22 protein-coding genes are annotated in these 21,877 nt (G+C 70.6%); 17 read left to right on the plus strand and 5 right to left on the minus strand.

What is annotated here, in order from left to right:
* The first annotated feature begins 2 nt into the window (after positions 1 to 2).
* Positions 3 to 956 (plus strand): hypothetical protein, encoded by a 954-nt coding sequence (locus FGD71_RS27015; RefSeq protein ID WP_119103133.1) that lies wholly within the window; start codon positions 3 to 5, stop codon positions 954 to 956.
* Here FGD71_RS27015 and FGD71_RS27020 read toward each other — a convergent pair.
* Positions 944 to 1,873 carry an AraC family transcriptional regulator gene (locus FGD71_RS27020; RefSeq protein ID WP_119103134.1) on the minus strand — a complete coding sequence of 310 codons (930 nt, stop codon included), beginning with the start codon at positions 1,871 to 1,873 and terminating at the stop codon, positions 944 to 946. The two genes, FGD71_RS27015 and FGD71_RS27020, sit on opposite strands and share 13 nt — an antisense overlap.
* A gap of 100 nt (positions 1,874 to 1,973) precedes the next feature.
* On the opposite strand from FGD71_RS27020, the gene FGD71_RS27025 reads away from it, so the two are divergent.
* On the plus strand, positions 1,974 to 2,942 hold the full coding sequence (locus FGD71_RS27025) for an MBL fold metallo-hydrolase (RefSeq protein WP_119103135.1): 969 nt from the start codon (positions 1,974 to 1,976) through the stop codon (positions 2,940 to 2,942).
* 3 nt (positions 2,943 to 2,945) lie between these two features.
* Here FGD71_RS27025 and FGD71_RS27030 read toward each other — a convergent pair whose 3' ends face one another.
* The 4 genes from FGD71_RS27030 to FGD71_RS27045 are packed head-to-tail and all read right to left on the minus strand — an operon-like array spanning position 2,946 to position 6,611.
* Entirely contained in the window at positions 2,946 to 3,260 is a 315-nt protein-coding gene (locus tag FGD71_RS27030) for a hypothetical protein (RefSeq protein WP_119103136.1), read from the minus strand.
* Complete coding sequence (locus FGD71_RS48015) at positions 3,257 to 4,582, minus strand: dihydrolipoamide acetyltransferase family protein (RefSeq protein WP_119103137.1); 1,326 nt, start codon at positions 4,580 to 4,582, stop codon at positions 3,257 to 3,259. Before FGD71_RS48015 ends, FGD71_RS27030 begins: the two co-directional genes overlap by 4 nt.
* A gap of 14 nt (positions 4,583 to 4,596) precedes the next feature.
* Positions 4,597 to 5,616 carry an alpha-ketoacid dehydrogenase subunit beta gene (locus FGD71_RS27040; protein ID WP_119103138.1) on the minus strand — a complete coding sequence of 340 codons (1,020 nt, stop codon included), beginning with the start codon at positions 5,614 to 5,616 and terminating at the stop codon, positions 4,597 to 4,599.
* Complete coding sequence (locus FGD71_RS27045) at positions 5,613 to 6,611, minus strand: thiamine pyrophosphate-dependent dehydrogenase E1 component subunit alpha (protein WP_181359282.1); 999 nt, start codon at positions 6,609 to 6,611, stop codon at positions 5,613 to 5,615. Before FGD71_RS27045 ends, FGD71_RS27040 begins: the two co-directional genes overlap by 4 nt.
* 227 nt (positions 6,612 to 6,838) lie before the next feature.
* Here FGD71_RS27045 and FGD71_RS27050 point away from each other — a divergent pair, with 227 nt between their 5' ends.
* The 15 genes from FGD71_RS27050 (at position 6,839) to FGD71_RS27120 (ending at position 21,713) form a co-directional block, all read left to right on the plus strand.
* On the plus strand, positions 6,839 to 7,789 hold the full coding sequence (locus FGD71_RS27050; protein WP_119103140.1) for a sugar-binding transcriptional regulator: 951 nt from the start codon (positions 6,839 to 6,841) through the stop codon (positions 7,787 to 7,789).
* A gap of 504 nt (positions 7,790 to 8,293) precedes the next feature.
* Positions 8,294 to 8,959, plus strand: coding sequence for a PTS glucitol/sorbitol transporter subunit IIC (gene srlA / locus FGD71_RS27055; protein WP_119103141.1), 666 nt, complete (start codon positions 8,294 to 8,296; stop codon positions 8,957 to 8,959).
* Positions 8,956 to 10,014 (plus strand): PTS glucitol/sorbitol transporter subunit IIB, encoded by a 1,059-nt coding sequence (srlE, locus tag FGD71_RS27060; RefSeq protein ID WP_119103142.1) that lies wholly within the window; start codon positions 8,956 to 8,958, stop codon positions 10,012 to 10,014. The genes srlA and srlE overlap by 4 nt, the downstream gene beginning before the upstream one ends.
* Positions 10,014 to 10,385, plus strand: a complete 372-nt coding sequence (locus FGD71_RS27065) for a PTS glucitol/sorbitol transporter subunit IIA (protein ID WP_119103143.1) — start codon at positions 10,014 to 10,016, stop codon at positions 10,383 to 10,385. The genes srlE and FGD71_RS27065 overlap by 1 nt, the downstream gene beginning before the upstream one ends.
* Positions 10,386 to 10,424: 39 nt before the next feature.
* Positions 10,425 to 10,715, plus strand: a complete 291-nt coding sequence (locus FGD71_RS27070; protein ID WP_119103144.1) for a hypothetical protein — start codon at positions 10,425 to 10,427, stop codon at positions 10,713 to 10,715.
* Positions 10,716 to 10,728: 13 nt separating this feature from the next.
* A complete protein-coding gene (locus tag FGD71_RS27075) occupies positions 10,729 to 11,184 on the plus strand; it encodes a transcriptional regulator GutM (protein WP_119103145.1) in 456 nt (151 codons plus the stop codon).
* Between the two features lie 82 nt (positions 11,185 to 11,266).
* On the plus strand, positions 11,267 to 12,646 hold the full coding sequence (locus FGD71_RS27080) for an NAD(P)H-dependent oxidoreductase (protein ID WP_119103146.1): 1,380 nt from the start codon (positions 11,267 to 11,269) through the stop codon (positions 12,644 to 12,646).
* A gap of 78 nt (positions 12,647 to 12,724) precedes the next feature.
* Positions 12,725 to 14,122: an amidohydrolase gene (locus tag FGD71_RS27085; RefSeq protein WP_119103147.1), complete on the plus strand. Its 1,398-nt coding sequence runs from the start codon at positions 12,725 to 12,727 to the stop codon at positions 14,120 to 14,122.
* The gene (locus tag FGD71_RS27090; RefSeq protein WP_119103148.1) at positions 14,112 to 15,155 is read left to right on the plus strand and encodes a LacI family DNA-binding transcriptional regulator; all 1,044 of its coding nucleotides are present in this window, start codon (positions 14,112 to 14,114) and stop codon (positions 15,153 to 15,155) included. The genes FGD71_RS27085 and FGD71_RS27090 overlap by 11 nt, the downstream gene beginning before the upstream one ends.
* Positions 15,156 to 15,270: 115 nt before the next feature.
* On the plus strand, positions 15,271 to 16,020 hold the full coding sequence (locus tag FGD71_RS27095; RefSeq protein ID WP_119103149.1) for a glutamine amidotransferase: 750 nt from the start codon (positions 15,271 to 15,273) through the stop codon (positions 16,018 to 16,020).
* 23 nt (positions 16,021 to 16,043) lie between these two features.
* A complete protein-coding gene (gene deoD, locus FGD71_RS27100; RefSeq protein ID WP_119103177.1) occupies positions 16,044 to 16,784 on the plus strand; it encodes a purine-nucleoside phosphorylase in 741 nt (246 codons plus the stop codon).
* 129 nt (positions 16,785 to 16,913) lie between these two features.
* Positions 16,914 to 18,008: a BMP family lipoprotein gene (locus FGD71_RS27105; RefSeq protein WP_240436788.1), complete on the plus strand. Its 1,095-nt coding sequence runs from the start codon at positions 16,914 to 16,916 to the stop codon at positions 18,006 to 18,008.
* Positions 18,009 to 18,028: 20 nt separating this feature from the next.
* Positions 18,029 to 19,663, plus strand: a complete 1,635-nt coding sequence (locus tag FGD71_RS27110; RefSeq protein WP_119103150.1) for an ABC transporter ATP-binding protein — start codon at positions 18,029 to 18,031, stop codon at positions 19,661 to 19,663.
* Entirely contained in the window at positions 19,660 to 20,781 is a 1,122-nt protein-coding gene (locus FGD71_RS27115) for an ABC transporter permease (protein WP_119103151.1), read from the plus strand. The genes FGD71_RS27110 and FGD71_RS27115 overlap by 4 nt, the downstream gene beginning before the upstream one ends.
* On the plus strand, positions 20,778 to 21,713 hold the full coding sequence (locus FGD71_RS27120) for an ABC transporter permease (protein WP_119103152.1): 936 nt from the start codon (positions 20,778 to 20,780) through the stop codon (positions 21,711 to 21,713). Before FGD71_RS27115 ends, FGD71_RS27120 begins: the two co-directional genes overlap by 4 nt.
* The last annotated feature ends 164 nt before the right edge of the window (positions 21,714 to 21,877 follow it).

A 21,877-nucleotide genomic window follows, 5' to 3' on the forward strand; every position in this document is an offset into this window, starting at 1 on the left:
AGATGCTGAGACGCCGACCCTCCCTGCTGATCCGGCCCGAACTCGACGACCGCGCCCTGCACGTCACCCTGACCGAACTGCGCCCCGCCCAGCAGCTCCACGGCCTCGGAGCGGGCCGCACCCGACCCCTCTGGGAGCCGGTCGCCGCACTGCTGCGCGCCACCGGGCGCGACTGGGACCGTCGGGTCCACCGGATCTCCGTACTGGCGGGGAGCCTGCCCCCGGCGGTCCCTCAGCGGTGGATCGCCGACCGGCCCGACGACGCGGACGCCCTGGTCCTGCAGGCGTTCGCCCTGTCGGAACGCGCCCCGGCCGAAGGGCGGGCGGCCGCTCACCGAGCCGAACAGGCATGTCTGCGGGCCGCGCGGGCGTGCCCCGAGGACCCCACTCCCTGGCTGGCGCTGCTGTCGCTGCTGGACGCGTTCGCGGCTCCCGCCCGGTACGCCGTGCCGGTGTGGACCGAGGCCGTCGACCGCGCCCCGTGGAACCGGACCGCCTATCACCGGCTGCTGCGCTATCTGTCCCCGCGCGGACACGGAACGGTCCCCGACATGATGGACTTCGCCGAACAGGGCGCCGCCCGCGCACCGTACGGGTCGCCCCTGGTCCTGTTGCCCGTCGCGGCCCGCGTGGAACTCGTCGCCCACCGACTGCGGCAAGACCCCCTCGCCGCGGTCGGAGCGGGCGGCCACTGGCACGAGCCGCGGGCGGCCGTGGAGGTCGACGCGGCCCTGACCGGCTGGTTCCACACCCCCGCGGCACCGCACGCGGAAGCGGTCGCCGACCTCAACGTGCTCGCCTTCGCCCTGACACGAATCCGCCGCCCGGCCGAGGCCGCCGCCGTCTTCCACCGCATCGGCCGCCATATGACGCACCATCCGTGGGACCTGCTGCCGGATCCGGAGGGCACGTTCCGCTACTGGCGGGACCGGTCGGACGACCGTCACCCGACGTGAGAGGCAGTCTCCGCCCGGTACCGCCCCGGCGGGGTCCCGAACTCCCGGCTGAACGCGTGCGAGAAGGCATACGGGGTGCCATAGCCGACGCGGCGCGCGACAGTGGGCAAGGGGTCCGTGGTGTCGCGGAGCAGGGTGGCTGCGTAGGTCAGGCGCCACCAGGTCAGGTATGCCATCGGCGAGCGCCCGACCAGGGCCGTGAACCGGCGGGCCAGGGTGGGACGGGAGACTCCCGCCTCGGCGGCCAGCCGGTCGTTGGTCCACGGGGCGGCCGGGTCCGCGTGCAGCGCTCGCAGGGCGGCGGCCGCCACCGGGTCGCCCAGTGCGGCCGGCCAGGCTCCGGTCGTGCGCTCCTCCATCCAGGAACGGATCATGTAGACGAGGAGCAGGTCGAGCAGACCGGTGAGCGCGATGCCGGAGCCGGCCTGTCGCTCACTCAGCTCGCGGCCCAACAGATCGATGGCGGCGCGGAGTTCGGGGTGGCTGCCCGCGCGGTTCGGCAGGTGGACGACCTCCGGGAGCTCGGCCAGGAGCGGATGTACCCGGCTGCGGTCGAGCCGGTACTTGCCGCACAGCATCTCCACCTCGCCGGAGCCGGAGCCGACAGGGAATCGGCTCTGCCCCGTCCCGTCGAGCCAGCGCTCGAACGGCATCGCCCGCTCCACCGCCACCGCGTCGGCGGGGGAATCGGCGATCACATGTCCAGTCCCATGCGGCAGCAGCACCGCGTCCCCCGCGCCGAGGGTGACCGGTGTGCCGCCGTCGGACAGCAGCCAGCAGCCGCCCTCCAGTACGACATGGAATCCCGCCCCGTCGTACGGAGCGAACCGCGCGCACCCACTCCCGCGCATCCGGACCCGGTTGGAGGAGGGGCGCCCGATGCGCACGGTCGAGATCGCGTCGCTCACCACATCCACCGGGTCAGCGTAGCCAGGACGTCAGGCGTGAGAGGAACGCGTATGCAGATGAGCCGGGCAGGCATTGGGGGCTCATCCGCGTCTTCCTAGGGTCGAGGGCATGAAGAGCGAGGGCGTACAGAGCAGCGGGAACGAACAGAACGGAGAGGACGTACAGAACGGCGACAGCGCGCAGCGGATCGTGCTCGGAGACATCGAGGTCATCCGGGTCGTCGAGTTCCAGGGGCCGTTCGCGCCGGCCCGTGACTTCGTCCCGGAGGCCGGGGCCGAGGTGTGGAAGGACAACGAGGACTGGCTGGTGCCGGATCACTGGGAGCCGGACACCGACAGCGCGGGGGTGGCGCTCCAGACCTGGGTGCTGCGCAGTGGCGGACGGACCGTCCTGGTCGACACCGGGGTGGGCAACGGGCGCGAGCGGCCCGGCTCGCCGGATTTCCACCACTGGCAGGGCGACTTCCTCGGCCACCTGGCGCGAGCGGGCGTGCATCCGCAGGACGTCGACGTCGTCGTCAACACCCACATCCACGGCGATCACGTCGGCTGGAACACCGTCGACGCCGAGGGAGAGTGGGTGCCGACCTTCCCCAACGCCCAGTACCTCGTGCCGGCCGCCGACGACTTCCACTTCGGCCCGGACAACGCGTACGGGAACGGCCTGCGGGAGGACGACCGGCTGATCTACGAGGACAGCGTGGCGCCCGTCCACCGGGCCGGACAGGCCGTGTTGTGGGACGGCGTCCACCGGATCGACGAGCATCTCTCCCTGGAGAGCACGCCCGGCCACACACCCGGTTCGTCCGTGCTGAGGCTCGCCTCGGGGAGCGACCGTGCGGTCTTCGTCGGTGATCTCCTGCACAGCCCGGTGCAGATCCTCCACCCCGCCTGCAACAGCTGCTTCTGCCTGGACGCGGAACAAGCGGTGGCCAGTCGCCGCCGGGTCCTCCAACGGGCCGCCGACGAAAGCGAGTTGGTCATACCGGCGCACTTCGCCGGGGCGGGTGCCGTGGAGGTCCGCCGACAGGGGGACGGGTTCCAGCTCGGCCCATGGGCGGCGTACGGAGCGGCATAGGGGTCACGAGCGGGAGATCAGCTTGACCTCCCTCAGTGTCTGGTCGACCTTGCCGACCATTTTCAGGGGCAGGGTGAGCAGGAAGTGCACCGGCTGGTCGGACACCCCCGAACGCACCTTGGCCGGCAGCCGCCACAGGCGGCACCGGAAGTCCCGGGCGTACTGCCCCAGCACCAGCTCCCTGGGCATCGCGGTGGTCTTGCCGCACTGTTCGCATGTGATGGTCAGCAGACAGCCGTGGACATACGTCAGGCGATGGAGCTGCTCCCCGCCGCACGAGCAGACCAGATAGGACGTCTCGGTTTCCGTGTCGATCATTCGTTGCTCCTTTTCGGCGAGGCCCGTTCGCTGTCCGGCAACGGCCGCAACAGCCGTTCCGGATCGGCCCCGGCGGAGGCCAGCGATCCGAGCAGCCTGGCTCCGGCCGCCCCGTCGGCCACCCGGTGGTCGACGGTGAGACCCGCGGTGCACCCCGTCCGGATGTGGATGCCGCCGCCGGACACGACGGCTCGCGCCGCGATCGCGCCCACGGTGAGGACCGCCACCTGAGGCGGGGTGACCAGAGCCGTGAACCGTTCGGCGCCGAGGGGGCCGAGATTGGACAGGACGACCGAGCCGGGGACGAGGTGGGGCGGGTCGATCCGGCCTCGCCGGGCGCGGTCCACGGTCTGCTGGACCTCCGCGTCGAGTTCGTCCGCGGTGCTTCGGTCCGGGTCGGTGAACGACGGGGTCAGCAGGCCGTGGACGCTGTCCACGGCAAGGGAGAGCACCACGTGGGGGCGGGCGGTGGTGTCGTACGTGTGCTGGGCGAAGACCGGGTTGTCCCGTACCGCGGTGGCCAGTGCGCGCAGGAGGAGCGTCGTCCAGGACAGCCCCCACCCTTCTCTCAGCCGCGCGAGCCGGTCGAGGTCCAGGTCTCGCCAGACGGTGAACTGCGGTATCGCGGCGCCGTCCAGCAACCGCTCGGTGAGTTTGGCCCGGGCGGCCCGCCTCCTGCGTGCCACCTCGCCCTCGTCCCGGGAGGAGTCCTCAGGACTCCGGGTCTGACTCCGGTTCTGGCTCCGGGTCTGGCTCCGGCTCTGGCTCCGGATCTGGCTCCGGCTCTCGGCCACCTTGACGTCGCGCAGGGTGACCACGCCGCCGGGGCCGGACCCGGTGATCGAGTCAAGCCTCAGGCCACGCTCGGCGGCGCGGCGGCGCGCGCCGGGGAGGGCCAGGACCCGCGCGGGGTGGGACGGGGCCTCCGGCTCGCGCGGCGGGTCCCCGGATACGGGGCGGTGCGCGGACGGTCCGTTCTCCGGGGGCAGTCCGTTCTCCGGGGGGAGTCCGTTTTCGGGGGGCAGTCCGTTTTCGGGGGGCAGTCCGTTCAGCGGGAGCAGTCCCGCGAGCAGGTCCTCGGACTCCCCGGTGATGTGTGCCAGTGGCTCACCGACGGGGACGACGGTGCCGGGCCCGGCGACCAGCCGGGAGATGATGCCGCCGCCGGGTGCCTCGACCTCCATGTCGACCTTGTCGGTGGCGACGACACAGACGACCTGTCCGGCCGCCACCGTGTCGCCTTCCTCCACCTGCCAGGCCACGAGTTCACCCTCGGTCATCGTCATGGACATCTTCGGCATGACGAGAGGTATGTCGTGCATCGGCGTTCCCTCCCTCAGTACTTCATCAGTTCGAGGGAGGCGGCGGTGATGTCCTCGGTCTGAGGGACCGCCGCACGTTCCAGCTGCGGTGCGTACGGAATCGGTACGTCGAGGCCGCCGAGTCGCGCGATCGGCGCGAGCAGGGTGTACAGAGCGTCGGAGCCGGCGATGAGCGCCGCCACCTCGGCCATGAACCCGCAGGTGCTCGGGGCTTCTTGGACCAGGAGCACACGGCCGGTGGCCTTCACCGCCGCCAGGACGGTGTCGCTGTCCAGGGGCTTGAGCGTCCGCGGATCGACCACTGTGGCCGTCACACCCTGGGCCGCGAGTCGGTCCGCCGCCGCCAGGGCCCGGGACACCATGACACCGGTGGCGACGATGGTCAGGTCCTTGCCCTCGCGGTGTACCGCGGCCTGGCTCAGCGGGACGCGGTACGGCCCTTCCGGAACGGGCCCGGACCGCTTGTAGAGCAGTTTGTGTTCGAGTACGACGACCGGGTTGGGGTCGTCAACGGCTGCGAGCAGAAGTCCTTTGGCGTCCGCGGGAGTTGCGGGCATCACGACCTTCAGTCCCGGGACATGGGCGAACCACGCCTCCAGGCTCTGCGAATGCTGGGCGGCGGCACCGGTGCCGGATCCGCCCGGGGCACGCAGCACCATCGGTACCTGCGCGGCGCCTCCCAGCATGAAGTGGATCTTCGCTGCCTGGTTGACGATCTGGTCCATCGCCTGGCACGTGAAGTCCGAGAACTGGATCTCGACGACCGGGCGCATGCCCACCAGCGCGGCACCGACCGCCGCGCCGACGATGCCCAGTTCGGAGATCGGCGTGTCCCGCACCCGGTCCGTGCCGTAGCGGTGCACGAGGTCCCCGGTCACGCCGAAGGCCCCGCCGTACACGCCGATGTCCTCGCCGAGCAGAAAGACGTCCGGGTCGTCGTCCATCGCCTGGGCCAGTGCCTCGCGTACTGCTTCGGCGTAGGTGAGATCGCGGGTGGCGGGCGGTGCGGCGCCCGTTGTCGGTGCGAGGGTCATGACGCTCTCCCCGCCGGAGTGGCGTACACGGCGTCGAGGAGGGAGCCGGGCCGGGCATCGGGAGCGGCCAGCCCGGTCTCGACGGCGGCGCGGACCGCGTCCCGTGCGTGGCCGCGTATCTCCTCCACGTCCCGCTCGGTGAGTGCCCCGGACGCGGTCGCCGCCCGCTCGAAGCGGCTGATCGGGTCGCGGGCGCGCCACTCCTCGATCTCGTCCCTGGTGCGGTAGAGGTTCTGGTCGCTCTTGCTGTGGCCCTTCCAGCGATAGGTGACCGCCTCGATGAAGGTGGGGCCCTCACCGGAGCGGGCACGTGCGACGGCGTCGCGGGTCGCCGCGTACACCGCGTCGACGTCGTTGCCGTCGATGGTCACTCCGGGCATGCCGTAGCCGGCGGCGCGTTCGCTGATCTCCTTGACCGCGAAGGCCCGTTCGGTGGAGAAGGACATGCCGTAGCGGTTGTTCTCGCAGAAGAACACGACCGGCAGGCTCCAGATGGCGGCCATGTTCATGGCCTCGTGGCAGGCGCCTTCGTTGGCCGCGCCGTCACCGAAGAAGCTGACGGCGACCCGGTCGGTGCCGCGCAGCCGCTGGGCGAGCGCGGCGCCGACGGCGATGGGGATGCCGCCTGCCACGATGCCGTTGGCACCGAGGTTGCCCGTGGTCACATCGGCGATGTGCATGGAGCCGCCGCGTCCCGCGCAGTAGCCGGTCTCCTTCGCCAGCAGTTCGGCCATCATCCGGTTCAGGTCCGCGCCCTTGGCGATGCAGTGGCCGTGGCCTCGGTGCGTGGAGGAGATCAGGTCGTCCGGTCGCAGGGCGAGACATGCTCCCGTCGCGGTGGCCTCCTGGCCGACGGACAGATGCATCGTGCCGTGCATGAGCCCGCGGGCGAAGAGTTCGTCCACGGCTTCCTCGAAGCGGCGGATTCTCCACAGCGTGTTGAGGGTGCGCGCGGCCAGATCCTCGTCGTCGGTGGGTGCCGTGCTCTCGGCCACGAGCCCTCCAGATCTGAGATCTGCACAAAAGTGCGTATCAATTTCACCTACGTGAGGATGTTTGCACGGTCGGCCACCTCTGTCCAGACGCTCGGCGCGGAAGCGTCATCGCACCGGAGGGTTGGGTAGTTGCCGGAGGCCGTCTGCAGGTGCGGCGTCGCTCACTGGGCGGCTGTGCAAGAATTTGGGCAGATGTGACGAAGCCGTTGTGCGAGAGGGGTCGGGGAATGCCAGCGTCCCGCGAGCGCGACCTGTTGGTGAAGGCCGCACGGCTCTACTACCAGGACAACTGCTCGCAGCAGGAAGTCGCCAGCGCGCTCGGCGTGAGCCGGTCCAATGTCTCACGCATCCTGGCCGCCGCCCGGGAGCAGGGAATCGTCGAGATCCGGATCAACGATCCCGCCGGACGCGAGGTGGACCTGGAGGAGGAGGTGCTCCGCACCTTCAAGCTCACCGCGTGCCGGGTGGCCGCTGTCCGCTCGGACGAGGAAGTGCTGCCCAAGGTGGGCGAACTCGCCGCGGACTGGCTGCTGGACATGGCGCGACCCGGCGACGGCATCTCGCTGTCCTGGGGGCGGACCCTGCAGGCGATGGTGCGGGCCGTTCACTCCGACCGCGCCATCCCCGTCGAGGTACTCCCGCTGGTCGGCGGGCTGTCCTCGGTGGCCTCGGAGATCATGGGCGAGGAACTGGTACGCGACCTCGCGGACCGCCTCGGCGCGACCTTCCGGCGTCTGCACGCACCCGCTCTGCTGGAGGCGAAGGCCTCCCGGGACACGCTGATGGCCGAGCCCTCCATCAGCTCCGTACTGGAGGCGGGCCGCAAGTCGTCCCTGGCGTTCGTGGGCGTGGGAGCGGCGGGCGTGGGCTCGTCGGAGGCACTCATCGACTCACTGCGGCTGAGTCGCCGTGACCGTGCGGCATTCGAGAAGGCGAAGCCGGTGGGCGATGTCTGCGCCCGCTACTTCGACGAGGACGGCAACCCGGTACGCGGCGCCGTCGAGGACCGGGTACTGGCCGTGTCGCTCGACGACCTCCGACGGATCCGCACGGTCGTCGGGCTGGCCGCGGGAGCGGAAAAGGCCCGAGGCGTACTCGGCGCACTGCGCGGCCGCTACCTGGACGCCCTGGTCTGCGACGAGCCCCTGGCCGAGGCCCTGCTGGCCCAGTCCGCCTGACAAAGGCCCCTTTCCGTCGCGGCGACTTGGCGCCCCGAGCGGCCTTCCCGCCCGCGACAACCCGGCCTGCGCTCACGTAGGCCGACCGACGGCGCTCCCGTACGCCCGTGGATCCGTACGCCCCAACCACCCTCCACCTGCGGTTCTTCGTGCTGGACGCGCTCCCGGCCGGGTCCGCCCGCCGCGGCGCGTACGAGCTTCCGCGCGCCCATGGCCGACGCCCTCGAATCGAAACCGTTTCGCAAGGCGACCGATCCGATGTCTTGTCGTGCCTGCCCGGGGGTGCTACACCTCTACCGAACAGACGTGAGGAGCCTTGAACAGGCGTGCAAACGTACGTCGCTTCGGATCCCTTTGGCGCCCCTTCTGCCACACCAGTCTCACCGTCCCCCTTTCGTCCGCGCTCCTCACCGCCGCACGGGCTGCCCCCCAACGAGGCTCCAGCACGAGCCCTGGGCCCATTCACGCCTCCCAACCCGCTCAGAAAGAGAGAGGAGGACCGAGATGATCGCCCTCGCTGCAGTCACCCTGGCCGCATCGACGCCGGAAGACGAGAAGAATCCCGTTGTTCGCGCCGCGGTCTGGATCGGCTCCCACTTCATAGGCCTGTTCAACGAGGCCGGCAAGCAGTTCACCGGGCTGGTCACAGGGATTCTCCCCACCCTGATCGTGCTGCTCACCTTCATGTACGCGCTCGTCGCGTTCATCGGCGAGAAGCGGGTGACCAGGGCTGTCCAGTGGTCCTCACGCTGGTGGATCACCCGCTACAGCGTGATGCCCGTCCTCGCGGTGCTGATGCTCACCAACCCGATGTGCTACTCGTTCGGCCGGTTCCTTCCCGAACGGTACAAGCCGGCCTTCTACGACTCCGCGGTCTCCTTCGTCCACCCCGTGACCACGTTCTTCCCCTACGCCAACGCCGGTGAGCTGTTCGTCTGGCTGGGCATCGCCAGCGGTGTGCAGAAGCTGGGCCTGTCCACCGTGCCGCTTGCGCTGTACTACCTCGCCATCGGTGTCGTGGTCATCTTCATCAGAGGAGTGGTCACCGAGCGGATCACACAGATCCTGATCAAACGGACCGGGCGCACCGAGATCTTCCGCACCTTCGACGAGGAGTTCACCACCGGCAGCGGCGGCAGCGCCTTCGCGGGGACGGGAGGCACACGATGACGACCATCGACCACGACCCGCGCACCTACCCGTCCGTCTTCGTCCGCAGGGGATCCGGCGGCTGGGGCGAGGGACTCACCCTGCGCCGTACCGATACGCGCACCAAGGTCCTCTCCGTCACGGGAGGAGGCATCCATCCGGTCGCCGCACGGATCGCCGAGCTGATCGGCGGCGAGGCCGTCGACGGTTTCCGCACCACCGTCCCCGACGAGGAGGTCGTCTGCGCCGTCATCAACTGCGGAGGGACCGCCCGGATCGGTGTGTACCCGCGCAAGCGCATCCCGACGATCGACGTCTATCCAGGCGCTCCGGGCGGGCCGCTCGCGCAGTTCATCACCGAGGACATCTTCGTCTCCGCCGTGTCCCCGGACGACGTACTGGCGCAGGAGGACGGCGAAGCCGAAGCCGGCACGACACCCTCCGCCGATGCGGCAGCCGCCGCCGATTCGGCTGCCGTCGACGCGGACGCCGAGGCTTCGCCGTCCCGGCCCGCCCCACCGGAGGAGAGCGGCGGTCGGTTCGCCAAGGTGTCCGATGCCTTCATCAAGTTCAGCTCCGGCATCGGCTACGCGGTGAACACCCTGCTGTCGTCCGGCCGTCAGGCCATCACCCTCACCATCAGCACGATCCTGCCGTTCATGGCGTACGTCAGCCTGCTGCTGGGCTTCGTCATCTACACCGGCGTCGCGGAGAAGATGGGTGAGGGCCTCAAGCCGCTGGCCAGCAATCCCTTCGGCCTGATCGCCCTGGGCGCCGTGGTGGCCCTGCCCTTCCTGTCCCCGATCCTGGGGCCGGGAGCGGCGATCGCCCAGATCATCGGCGTACTGATGGGAACTCAGATCGCCGCGGGAACGATCCCCGTCGAGTACGCCCTGCCCACCCTGTTCGCCATCAACGGCCAGGTCGGCTGCGACTTCATCCCCGTCGGCCTCGCCCTCGGCGAGGCGAAACCCGAAACGGTGGCGGTGGGAACCCCGGCGGTGCTGCTCAGCCGCCTGATCACCTCGCCCCTCGCGGTGATCCTCGCCTGGCTCGCAAGCTTCGGGATGTACTGATGAGCGAGCCCTACTACCAGAGCACGGTCCTGCGTATAGGTGACGAGGCCGAGGAACTCATCCGCGGCGGTGTCCTCATCCTCTTCGGCGAGCCGTTGCCCGGCGATCTGGAGAGCCTGAGCGTCGTGCATCGGCCCTCCGACGATCCCGTGCTGCAGATGCGGCCGGGTGACGAACTCTGGCTCGGCGAGACCCGGATGACCCTGACCGCCGTGGGCGAGCGGGCCCACGAGAACCTGCTCCAGCTCGGTCACCTGGTCGTCTACACCGATCCCGATCCGGCCGCCGGGCTGCTGCCCGGGGCCCTGCACGCGAAAGGTCCGCTCGACGTCCCGGAGCCGGGAGCCGAGCTCAAGCTCGTACGAGCCTGACGACGACACACGACGGCGGAGCCGTGGAGGGGCAGAACGATGCACAGCCAGGAACACGAAGACCAGGGCCAGGACCTCTGCGGTGACTGCGGCGGAACACTGGTCGAGGGATCGATGGCGCTGCCCCTTCTCGGCTCCCCCCGTTTCGCGTACCGCCTCGGGACCACCGAGGTGACCACGGAAGTGACGGCCTCGATGTGCCCTGACTGCGGGGCCGTCCGGCTGCGCGGCCGGAACCCGGAACGCATACGCAACGCGGCCGCCGCCCGTGCGGTCCGCTCCCGCCGCTCACCGGGCCCTGACAACTCCCAGGATCACCGGAGCCGTTGAGAAGAGGAAAGACATGGAATTCCTTCCCCTGGCACTGCTGCTGCTCGGCGCCTTCGTCCTGACGACGCTGACCAGCATCGCGCAGCACCGCTACTACATGCGGACGGTCAACCGGCTTGCGGGCGAGGAGCACCGGACCGGTGTCGTCCTCGTCTCCGGCCGCGCCACCGGCGGACTGCGCGGAGCCGTGGTGCTGCTGCTCGTGCGTACGTCCGACGAGGTGGTCGAGCGGGCCCTGGTGATGGAGGGGGCTTCGGTCCTCGCCCGGTTCCGCGAGCGGCCTCGGCTGGCCGGAGACCTGCGCACCGCACCGTCCCGGGCCACCTCCACCGCCACGGCCCGCGCACTCGAGGACGCCCGCGACCGCTACCGCCGGATGCGGTCAGGAGGCACCGAGGCGCCGGTCACGTCCGGCCTGCGGACGCCGGGCCTCTTCCGTTTCGTACAGCGGGCCCGGCCGGGCGCATAGGGCACACAGGGCACCGCCCGTGCACGCTCGGCCGCCCGACCCGCCGCGCACACCCCACATCTCTTGAGGAGCACACACAGCCATGGCATATCTCCCGCAGATCATCGAGAGGCAGCGGCAGTTGGGACGGCCCATCAGGGTCGGACTCGTCGGTGCGGGGCAGATGGGCATCGGCCTTGTCGCTCAGACCAACCGCATCCCCGGCATGGAGGTGGCGGCGATCGCCGACATCGCCCCGGGCCGGGCGGACGCCGCGTTCCGTCGCACCGGACGCGAGAACGTGGTGTCCACCCCGGACGTCGACAAGCTCAATGCCGCCCTCGTCGAAGGCCGGCCGGTGGCCCTCGAAGACGCCGGACTCCTGGTCAGGCTCGACCTCGACATCATCGTCGAGGCCAGCGGGGTCCCCGAGGTCGGTGCGGCCGTGGCTCTGAACGGTCTGCTGAGCGGCAAGGACATCGCCCTGCTCAACGTGGAGACCGATGTGACCGTCGGCCTGCTCCTGTCCGCGCTGGCCCGCAGAATGGGCCGCGTCTACACCGTCTGCCGCGGCGACGAACCGGTCGAGTGCAAGCGGCTGGTGGACTACGCACTCGATCTCGGCCTCACGGTCACCTGTGCCGGCAAGGGCAAGAACAACCCGCTCGACCCGACTGCCACACCGGACGGCCTTGCCGCGCAGGCGGCGGCCAAGCACATGAACCCGAAGATGCTGACGAGCTTCGTCGACGGCTCGAAGACCATGATCGAGATGGCCGCCCTCGCCAACGCCACCGGGTTGGGGGTGAGCCGCCGCGGCTTCCACGGTCCGAGGACGACGGTGCCCGAACTCGCCGAGGTGTTCCGGCCGAAGGCCGACGGCGGCATCCTCGACGCCGCCGGGGTCGTCGACTACTGCACCGGCCCGGTGGCACCAGGAGTGTTCGTCGTGGCGAAGTGCGACGACCCGGTGGTGGTGGCGGAGATGGACTACCTGAGCATGGGCTCCGGCCCCTACTACACCTTCTACCGGCCGTACCACCTCGCAAGCGTCGAAGCGCCGCTGACCATCGCCGAAGCCGTCCTGACCAGGCGGCCGAGCCTCGCCCCGACGACCTGGACCGCGGAGGTCGTCGCCTGCGCCAAGCGCGATCTGCGCGCCGGTGAACTCCTCGACGGCATCGGCGGCAGCTCGGTGTACGGCGTGACGGACCACGCCGCGACGGCGGCCGCCGAGGGCATGGTCCCCCTGGGCCTGGCCGCGGGCGCGCGAGTGCTCCGCGACATACCCGCCGGCTCCTCGCTCACCACGCGGGACGTCGACATCAAGCAGGACACGGTCATCGCCGCGCTGCGCCGTCTCCAGGACCTCCTGCTGGCGGGCAACACCCTGGACGCGCTCCTGCCCCTGCCCCTGCCGACCACGACACCGGACACGGCCCCGGCCCCGCAGTCGGCGTTCGCGGCTCCACTGGGGACCTGACCCGCCCCGTGGGGCCGCTTCAGGGGCCATACGGGGAAACTGTTGTGCAAAACGTTTTGGATATCTAGCTTGTGCGCCATGAGCGACAGAGCGCCCGCGTCGGCGGGCCGCCTCCTGGTGACCGGCTGCGATGTGCTGCGCGTTCCGCCGGAGGGCGAGTGCGAGATCCTGCAGGCGCGGGACATCGTGGTGGCGGACGGCGTCATCCAGGACGTACGGCCGACCCAGGACGTACGGCCGACCGGGACCGTGGCTCACGTCCGGCCGGACGTGATCGACCGGTCGGACGTGATCGACGGGCGCGGCTTGCTCGCCGTTCCGGGCCTGATCAACGCACACACGCACAGTCCGATGGTGCTCATGCGCGGCGCGGCCGAGGACGTGACGGTCGAAGGCTGGTTCAACGACCGCGTCTGGCCGATGGAGAGCAACCTCACCGCTGCCGACGTACGGACCGGCGCCCGGCTGGCCTGCGCCGAGATGATCCGCTCCGGTGTCACGACCTTCGCCGACCACTACTTCTTCCCCGAGCAGATCGCCGAGGCGGTCGCCGAGACCGGCCTGCGCGCCGACATCGCGCCCACGTACTTCAGTAGCCGGGGCCAGGAGGCCCTGGAGTCCACCGTGCGGTTCGCGGAGGAGTGGCACGGCGGTGCCGAGGGCCGGGTGACCGTCTCACTCGGCCCGCACGCCCCGTACACCGTCGACGACACCGATCTGCGGACCCTGGCCGGGCACGCCCGCAGGCTCGGGGTGCGGACGCACATCCACGCCGCCGAGCACCTTGAGCAGACGCGGTCCAGCCTGGAGCGGCGCGGCATCACCCCGATCCGGGTGCTGCACGAGACCGGGGTGCTGGACGCGGGCGCACTGATCGCGCACGGCTGCGGAATCGTCGAGGACGACCTTCCGCTGCTCGCCGGGCACGCGGACACGACCGCCGTGGCCTACTGCCCGAAGGTGTACCTCAAACACGCGCTGTCCCCGCTGACTCCCGTCCGCGACCTGCTCGCCGCGGGCGTCACCGTGGCGGTCGGCACGGACGGCGCTGCCGGGCACAACACCCTCGACGTGTGGGAGGCGCTCCGGCTCGTCGCCCTCACCCAGAAGCAGGCCGTGCGGGACGCCACCTGGATGACCGTCTCCGACACCCTGCGGCTGGCCCTGCGCGGCGGGGCGCGCGCACTCGGCCTCCAGGACCGGATCGGTGCGCTGGAGCCGGGGATGCGGGCCGACATCGTCCTCACCGATCTGTCCGGCGCGCACTGCCGTCCCCTGCACGACCCGCGCGCCGCACTCGTCTACAGCGCTCGCGCCGGCGACGTACGGACGGTCGTCGTGGACGGCCGGGTCCTGATGTGCGACGGACGGCTGCTGACCGTGGACGAGCCCACGCTGCTGGACGAGGCCGACGCCCGGGTGGCGCGGATCCTCGACACCTCCCACGGAAGGGCGGTGCAGCACTATGACCCCTGAGCCGTACACCGCCGACCGCCAGTCGCCCGTCCGCAGGCCCGCCTCCATCAAGGACGTGGCCGCCGCCGCGGGCGTCAGCCCCACCACCGTCTCCCACGTCCTCAGCGGCAACCGGCCGGTCAGCGAGGAGACCGCCGCGCGGGTGCGCGGTGTCGTCAACCGCCTCGGCTACGTCCCGGCATCGCTCGCCCGCAGCCTGCAGGCCGGCTCCACCTCGGTGATCGGTCTGCTGATCCCCGACATCAGCAACACCTTCTTCGCCGAACTCGCCAAGGGCGCCGAGGACGCCGCCCACGATCTGGGCTACGGGCTGATCCTGTGCAACACCGAGTTCGACGCCGACCGCGAGGACCGCTACCTCGGCATGATCCGCAGCCGGTTCATCGACGGCATGGTGTACGCCTCGGGGTCGCCGCCATCCCGGCGAAGACTGGAGGCGCTGATGGGCAAGTTCCCCATCGCGCTCGCCGACGAGGAGGTCGAGGGCCTGGAGGGCGCGCTCATCGCCACCGCCGACCACGAGGCGGGCGGGCGGCTGGTCGGCGAGCACCTGCGGGCGCTCGGCCACCGCCGGGCGCTGATGCTGACCGGTCCCCGCGCCCTGATGAGCGGCACGGCGCGGGCGAACGGTTTTGTACGGGCCTTCCAGGGCGAGGTCGTCGAACGCGTCGGCGACTTCAAGGAGGCCTCCGGATACCGCCTCGTCACCAAACTCCTCGAGAAGGGCGGCCTCGACTGCACGGCCGTGTTCGCAGCCAACGACCTCATGGCGTTCGGCGCCCTCACCGCCCTGCGGGAGGCGGGCCTGTCGGTGCCGGAGGACATCTCCGTGGTCGGCTTCGACGACATCCGCGCGGCCTCGCTGGCCCACCCGCCCCTGACCACCGTCCACCAGCCCGCGTACGACGTGGGCCGCACCGCCACCGCGCAACTGCTCCAGTACGTCTCGCGGGGCGAGGTCCCGCCCGCGTCCCGGCACACCCTGCCCGTCGAACTCAAGGTGCGCGGCAGCACGGCACCGGCCGACCGCTGACCCGAACCCCACCCCTTCCCTCCGCTCTCCGCCGCGCGTACGAAGGACGCCGTGCCGACCGGCTGTGTCCCCGTCCCCGCGGCCCCAACCTGCCCTGTCCGAAAGGCGGTTCGCCATGCCCAGAGTCCTCGTCGTCGGCGAGTCCTGGTTCACGTACACGGTCCATCAGAAGGGCTTCGACGCCTTCCACACCGCGGAGTACACCGAGGGCGGAGGCGTCTTTCTCGACGCGCTGCGCTCACGCGGCCACGAGGTGACGTACGTCCCCGCGCACGAGATCTCCCGCCGGGTGCCGGACTCCGCCAAGGGCTTCGGCGCGTACGACGTCGTGGTCATCAGCGATGTGGGCGCCAACAGCTTCCAGCTCCCGCCCGAGACCTTCAGCCGCTCCGTTCCCGCCCCGGACCGGTCGGAGCTGATGCGCGGGTTCGTCGAGAGCGGCGGCGGAGTGCTGATGGTGGGCGGCTACCTGAGCTTCAGCGGCATCGACGCCCGTGCCCGATGGGGGCAGTCGCCGCTCGCCGTGGCCCTGCCGGTGTCGATGGCCGACCGGGACGACCGGGTGGAGCTCCCGTCCGGTGCCGTGCCCAAGGTGGTCGCCGACCACGGGATCGTACGGGGGCTGGAGCGGTCCTGGCCCGCACTGCTCGGCCTCAACGAGGTCTGGCCGCGACACGGGGCGACGCTGCTGGCCGAGTGCGCCGGGCACCCGCTGCTCGTCGTCGGCGGTCACGGCGCCGGCAGGACCGCTGCCTTCACCTCCGACGTGGCCCCGCACTGGGCACCGCCGCCGTTCCTCGCCTGGGACGGATACGCCGAGCTGTGGGACCGACTGGTGCGCTGGCTCGCGGGAGCGGACCTGTGACGGCCGGGGAGCCCCGCGTCCCCATGACCGGCACACCCCACATCGCCGCCGCGCCCGGCGAGTTCGCCCCGCTCGTCCTCATGCCCGGAGACCCACGCCGGGCCCGGCGCATCGCCGAGACGTTCCTGGCGGACGCCCGGCTGGTCACCGACGTCCGGGGCGTCCTCGGCTACACCGGCACCCATCGGGGCGAACCCATGTCGGTCCTCGCCTCCGGCATGGGCATCCCGTCCGTGTCGATCTACGCGACGGAGCTGTTCCGGCACTACGGCGTGCGCAGGATCGTACGGGTCGGCACGGCCGGGGCGATCCCGCTGACGGTGTCCGTGCGGGACGTGGTGATCGCCTCGGCCGCGCACACCGACTCCAGCATCAGCCGCGTCCTCGTGGACGGCGTGACCCTCTCGCTCACGCCCTCCTACGGGTTGCTGCGCCTGGCCGCGGACGCGGCGGGGCACCAGGACGGCGGTGCGGGACACCAGGGCAGGGGTGCGGTGCACATCGGCCCGGTGTTCACCAGCGACCACTTCTACCTCGACCGGCCCGCCCTCTTCGACGCGCTGGAGCGCAGGGGCACGCTCGCCACGGAGATGGAGGCGGCGGGACTGTACGCCGTGGCCGCCGCCGAGGGCGGCGAGGCGCTCGCCGTGCTGACCGCCTCCGACCACGTCCGCACAGGAGAGGCCCTCTCCGCCGAGGAGCGCGAGACCTGCTTCGACCGGGCCGTGCGCATCGCCGCGGCGGCTCTGCTCGGCGATGTCTGAATTTCTCCGGGAGGAAATGAGATCGCAACCCGGCGGCATAGCCAAAACGTTTTGCAATTCCTACTGTCAACGCAGCGCATACCAAGGCAAGCAGCAATGATCGGCGACTCACTGATCGGGAGATCGATGATGCGAATCGGAAGAAGCGCCGCCCTCGTGGCGGCGGGGGCCATCGCACTGACCGCGTGCGGAGGATCGGGCGGGGACGAGAACTCCGGAGCGGCTGCGTCCGGAAAGCCGCGCATCAAACTGGTGATCAATGGCGGGCTGGGAGACAAGTCGTTCTTCGACTCCGCCTACGAGGGGCTGAAGAAGGCCGAGAAGGACCTCGGCTACGAGCTCAAGGTGGTGGAGCTGGGCTCCGACCGCACGAAGTGGGAGCCCGGTTTCGAGGACGCCGCCTCGGCCGACGACTACGACATCCTGGCGGCCGGCACCTTCGAGGTCACCGACTACATCGGTGAACTCGCCCCGCAATTCCCGGACAAGAAGTTCTGGCTCTTCGACGCCCCGGTCGACTACACCGGCAAGAACGGCACCTGTTCCAACAAGTGCGAGAACGTCTACTCCGTGACGTTCAAGCAGAACGAGGGCGGTTATCTCGCCGGATTCCTCGCCGAGAAGCTCGTCGCCGAGAAATCCCTCAAGGGTGCCGAATCCCTGAAGAAGGTCGGCGTCATGCCCGGCGTGAAGATCCCGGTCATCGAGGACTTCGTCGTCGGTTTCAAGGCGGGATTCAAGGAAGCGGGCGGAAGGAACTCCGACGTGCTCGTTCAGTACGTGGGCGGCGACAAGCCGTTCGGCGATCCGGCCAAGGGCAAGGAGATCTCCACCGCGATGTACGGCCAGGGCGCCGCGCTGGTGTGGCCGGTCGCCGGGCTCTCCGGGCTCGGCACCTTCGAGTCGGCCGTCAGCGCCGAGCGGTACACGTTCGGCGTGGACTCGGACCAGTACCAGACCCTCACCGATCAGGCCCAGAAGGACACCGTCGTCACCTCCATACTCAAGAACGTCGGCAACGCCCTCTACAAGGCAGCGCAGGACGACCGGAAGGACTCCCTGAAGTACGGCGCCGTCGACACCGTCGGCCTCGCAGACGACGCCGTGGGCTACGTGGACGACGACCACTTCAAGGAGTTGGTGCCTCAGAAGACCCGTACCGAACTCCAGGAAGCCGCCGACAAGGTCAAGTCCGGCTCCGTCACGGTCCCCAGCGCCTTCTAGCCGAAAAGCGGCCTCGCGAGATGAACGAATCATGGGCTGACGCCGGACCGGCCGTCGCCGCCCACGCGGTCACCAAGACCTACGGCAACGGCGTGCGCGCCGTACGCGGTGTGGACCTGGAGGTCCCGTCGGGCGAGATCCGCGCGGTCGTCGGCGAGAACGGAGCCGGCAAGTCCACGCTGATGAAGATGTTCTACGGCCTCGAGCAACCCAGCTCCGGCGAGATCCTGATCGGCGGCCGGCCGCGGGTGCTGCGCGGCCCGGGCTCGGCGATCGCCCTGGGCGTGGGCATGGTCCACCAGAACCTCATGCTGGTGCCGTCCTTCACCGTCGCCCAGAACGTCGTCCTCGGCGTCGAGCCGGGGCAGCGCGGTCTGGTCGACTCCAGGGCGGCCGTCGAGACGACCGCCCTGCTCGCGGAGGAGTCCGGACTCGCCGTCGATCCGAAGGCCCGGGTGGACGAAGTGTCGGTCGGGATGCGTCAGCGCACGGAGATCCTCAAGGCCCTGCACCGCCGGGCACGCGTCCTCATCCTCGACGAGCCGACCGCCGTCCTGACCCCCCAGGAGACCGAAGACCTGTTCGCCGCCGTGCGCCGGCTGCGCGACGGCGGCATGACGGTGCTGTTCATCTCGCACAAGCTGCGCGAGGTACGGGAGATCAGTGACAAGGTCAGCGTGATGCGGGCCGGCTCCCTGGTCGGGACGGTCGCCACCGCCGACGCCACCGAACGCTCGCTGGCCGCGATGATGGTCGGACGGGACCTGTCGCTCGACGTGGACCGTGCGCCCGCCCGCCCCGCTGAAGTCACCCTGCGCGTAAGGGACTTGGCGTACGATGCCCCGACCGGCCAGTCCCTGCACGGACTCGGCTTCGACGTCGCCGCCGGGGAGATCGTCGGCGTGGCCGGGATCGAGGGCCACGGGCAGAGCGAGCTCGCCGAGGTCCTGGCCGGACTGCGCCGCCCCACCACGGGCACGGTCAGCGTCGGCGGCACCGACACGGCCGGGCTCGACGTGGCGGGTCACCGCAGGGCCGGCATCGGCTACGTACCGGAGGACCGGCTGTACAACGGCGCCGCTCTCGACGAGTCGATCGCCGACAACCTCGTCGTCGACCGCCACGACCGCCCGCCCCTCGCCCGCCGAGGAGTCCTGCACCCAGGAGCGGTGCGTACGCACGCCGAGCGGCTGATCGAGGAGTACGCGATCCGCACCCCCGATCCGTCCGTCCCGGTGCGCGCGCTGTCCGGCGGCAACATGCAGAAGGTGATCGTCGCCCGCGAACTCTCCGCCGGGCCAAGGCTGTTGATCGCCTCACAGGTCACCCGCGGGGTGGATGTCGGCGCGATGCGGTTCATGTACGAGCGGCTGGTCGCCGCGCGCGACGCGGGCGCCGCCGTACTGCTGATCTCCGCCGACCTGACCGAACTGCTCGCCCTCTCCGACCGGTTGCTGGTCCTCAAGGACGGCCGCCTGGTCGGCCGGTTCGACGACACAGCCGGCCTCACCGAGAAGCGGGTCGGTCTCTACATGCTCGGCGTCGAGCACCACGACCAGGAGCAGCTGACGGCCGGGCTGGACGACGTCGAGCCGGACGACGTCGAGTCAGACGGCGTCGGGCCAGACGGCTCCGGGGAGGCGTCCGCCGTATGACCACCACGCCCATGACGCTGATCGAGAGCGAGGACCGCCGTGAGTACCGGGTCACCCGGCGCCGCGACCTGGCCGTCGACCTCAGCATGACGCTGGCCACCATCCTGGCCGCCCTCGCCATCGGTTTCCTCGTCATGCTCGTCACCGGCAACGACCCGGTGAAGGCGTACGAGGCCATGCTCACCGGCCCGTTGGACCGCTCCTTCCGCGTCGGCCGCTGGCTGGAGGACGCCACCACGCTCACCCTGCTCGGACTGTCGGTGGCCATCCCCTTCCGCGCCCGGCAGATCAGCCTGGGCGCCGAGAGCCAGGTCTACGCGGGCGCGCTCGCCGCCGCGGCGGTCGCGGTCTTCCTGCCGCTGCCACCGGTCGCCGCCGTACTCGTCCCCCTGTTCGCCGCGGCCACGGCGGGCGCCGGGATGGGCTTCGTACCGGGAGCGATGAAGGCACGTCTCGGCGCCAACGAGATCGTGGCCACGCTGATGCTCAACGCCATCGTCGTACGCGTCTACGACTATCTGGTCAACGGCCCGCTGAAGGAACCCGGCAGCAGCGCGGTGCACTCCAGGTCCATCCAGCAGGACTCCGCCCTCACACCGCTGAGCGACTGGTTCGGCATCCCGCTGGGCCGCGCCAACATCGGCCTCTTCCTGATGCTGCTCACCGCCATAGCGCTGTGGCTGCTCATCACCCGCACCCCGCTCGGCTACCGCATCCGGATGACCGGCTCCAACCCCGACTTCGCCGAGTACGGCGGCATCCGTGTGCCCCGCGCCATCGAGTGGAGCTTCGTCATCGGCGGCGCCGTCGCGGGCCTCGCCGGGGCGCACCTCGTGCAGGGCGTGTACGGGCGGCTTGAACCGGGCCTGGCCGGAAGCCTCGCCTTCGAAGGGATCGTGGTCGCCCTGCTGGCGCGCAACAACCCGCTGGTCGTCGTGGTCGCAGGACTCTTCTACTCCTACCTCCGCGCCGGGGGAGACATCATGGAACAGCAGACGGACGTCGGTACCGAGATCGTGGTGGTCATCCAGGCGGTCATCGTGCTGCTGGTGACCGCCCAAGCCCTGCCGGACCTGCTCAAGCGGCGTATCGCGCGCAGGCAGGCGGGTGTCCGGTGAACTCCGTGATCGACGTCGTCTTCAGCAGCGCCTTCCTCGCGGCGGTGCTGCGGGTCGCCACCCCGTACCTGCTCGCCGCGTTCGGCGGACTGGTCGCGGAGCGCGCCGGGATCAGCAACATCGCCCTGGAGGGGCAGATGCTCTCCGCCGCCTGCACCGGGGCGCTGGTCGCCGGGTACAGCGGCTCGGTGGCGGTCGGCGCGCTGTGCGGGGTCGCGGTGGCCGTGCTCCTCGGTCTGCTGCTCGCCGCGCTGCGCCTGGAGCTGGGCGCCGACGCGATCATCGCGGGCATCGGCCTCAACCTGCTCGCCTCCGGCGGCACCGCGTACGCCGTCTACTCCCTCCTCGACGACAAGGGCGGCACGTCCGGCCTGAAGAGCGGCAGCCTGCCGACGGTGACGCTGCCCGGCATCGAGAGCATCCCGGTGGTGGGCGAGGTGCTGAGCGGTCAGAACATGGTCACCTGGCTGGCGTTCCTCGCCGCTCCGTTCGTCGCCTGGCTCTTCTACCGCACGCGCTTCGGCTTCCGTCTGCGGGCGGTGGGCGAGATGCCGGACGCGGCGGCGTCGGTCGGGATTCCGGTCCGGCATGTCCAGTACGCGGGACTCGCCCTCAGCGGCGCGCTCGCCGGACTCGCCGGGGTCTTCCTGAGCATGGGGTACGTGTCCTTCTTCGTACGCGACATGACGGCGGGCCGCGGTTTCATCGCCCTCGCCGCCGTGTTCCTCGGCGGACTGCGGCCTTGGGGCGTCTTCCTCGCCGCCCTCGGCTTCGGCGCGGCGGAGGCCCTCGCCGTACAGCTCGGCACGATGGACGTTCCGCCACAGCTCGTGTCGACGATTCCGTACGCGATGACGCTGGTGGCGCTGGCCCTGTACGCGTGGCGCCGCAAGCGCCGCGGCCTGACGCAAGAGACCGCCGCCTCGCTCTGACCCCGCTTCCGCTCAACCACCGGGTCCCGCCTGCCTGTTGGACCTCAGGAACCCGTGACCGCTCCCCCACGCCCGGCACAGTCACGCCCCGATGACCCGGCACAGTCACGCCCCGATGAACGGCCGAGGGCTTGGCCTGCCGCCCCCTGCCCCTGCCCCTGCCC

This window comes from Streptomyces sporangiiformans (assembly GCF_005768555.2).
Taxonomy (GTDB): Bacteria; Actinomycetota; Actinomycetes; order Streptomycetales; family Streptomycetaceae; genus Streptomyces; species Streptomyces sporangiiformans.

What these genes read in the sequence shown, in the direction of transcription:
- FGD71_RS27085 (WP_119103147.1), top strand. Translation starts at nt 12,725, where the DNA reads ATGAGCGACAGAGCGCCCGCGTCGGCGGGCCGCCTCCTGGTGACCGGC.
- FGD71_RS27065 (WP_119103143.1), top strand. Translation starts at nt 10,014, where the DNA reads ATGAGCGAGCCCTACTACCAGAGCACGGTCCTGCGTATAGGTGACGAG.
- srlA (WP_119103141.1), top strand. Translation starts at nt 8,294, where the DNA reads ATGATCGCCCTCGCTGCAGTCACCCTGGCCGCATCGACGCCGGAAGAC.
- srlE (WP_119103142.1), top strand. Translation starts at nt 8,956, where the DNA reads ATGACGACCATCGACCACGACCCGCGCACCTACCCGTCCGTCTTCGTC.
- FGD71_RS27090 (WP_119103148.1), top strand. Translation starts at nt 14,112, where the DNA reads ATGACCCCTGAGCCGTACACCGCCGACCGCCAGTCGCCCGTCCGCAGG.
- FGD71_RS27030 (WP_119103136.1), bottom strand. Translation starts at nt 3,260, where the DNA reads ATGATCGACACGGAAACCGAGACGTCCTATCTGGTCTGCTCGTGCGGC.
- deoD (WP_119103177.1), top strand. Translation starts at nt 16,044, where the DNA reads ATGACCGGCACACCCCACATCGCCGCCGCGCCCGGCGAGTTCGCCCCG.
- FGD71_RS27075 (WP_119103145.1), top strand. Translation starts at nt 10,729, where the DNA reads ATGGAATTCCTTCCCCTGGCACTGCTGCTGCTCGGCGCCTTCGTCCTG.
- FGD71_RS27095 (WP_119103149.1), top strand. Translation starts at nt 15,271, where the DNA reads ATGCCCAGAGTCCTCGTCGTCGGCGAGTCCTGGTTCACGTACACGGTC.
- FGD71_RS27080 (WP_119103146.1), top strand. Translation starts at nt 11,267, where the DNA reads ATGGCATATCTCCCGCAGATCATCGAGAGGCAGCGGCAGTTGGGACGG.
- FGD71_RS27105 (WP_240436788.1), top strand. Translation starts at nt 16,914, where the DNA reads ATGCGAATCGGAAGAAGCGCCGCCCTCGTGGCGGCGGGGGCCATCGCA.
- FGD71_RS27025 (WP_119103135.1), top strand. Translation starts at nt 1,974, where the DNA reads ATGAAGAGCGAGGGCGTACAGAGCAGCGGGAACGAACAGAACGGAGAG.
- FGD71_RS27050 (WP_119103140.1), top strand. Translation starts at nt 6,839, where the DNA reads ATGCCAGCGTCCCGCGAGCGCGACCTGTTGGTGAAGGCCGCACGGCTC.
- FGD71_RS27015 (WP_119103133.1), top strand. Translation starts at nt 3, where the DNA reads ATGCTGAGACGCCGACCCTCCCTGCTGATCCGGCCCGAACTCGACGAC.
- FGD71_RS27110 (WP_119103150.1), top strand. Translation starts at nt 18,029, where the DNA reads ATGAACGAATCATGGGCTGACGCCGGACCGGCCGTCGCCGCCCACGCG.
- FGD71_RS27070 (WP_119103144.1), top strand. Translation starts at nt 10,425, where the DNA reads ATGCACAGCCAGGAACACGAAGACCAGGGCCAGGACCTCTGCGGTGAC.
- FGD71_RS48015 (WP_119103137.1), bottom strand. Translation starts at nt 4,582, where the DNA reads ATGCACGACATACCTCTCGTCATGCCGAAGATGTCCATGACGATGACC.
- FGD71_RS27040 (WP_119103138.1), bottom strand. Translation starts at nt 5,616, where the DNA reads ATGACCCTCGCACCGACAACGGGCGCCGCACCGCCCGCCACCCGCGAT.
- FGD71_RS27115 (WP_119103151.1), top strand. Translation starts at nt 19,660, where the DNA reads ATGACCACCACGCCCATGACGCTGATCGAGAGCGAGGACCGCCGTGAG.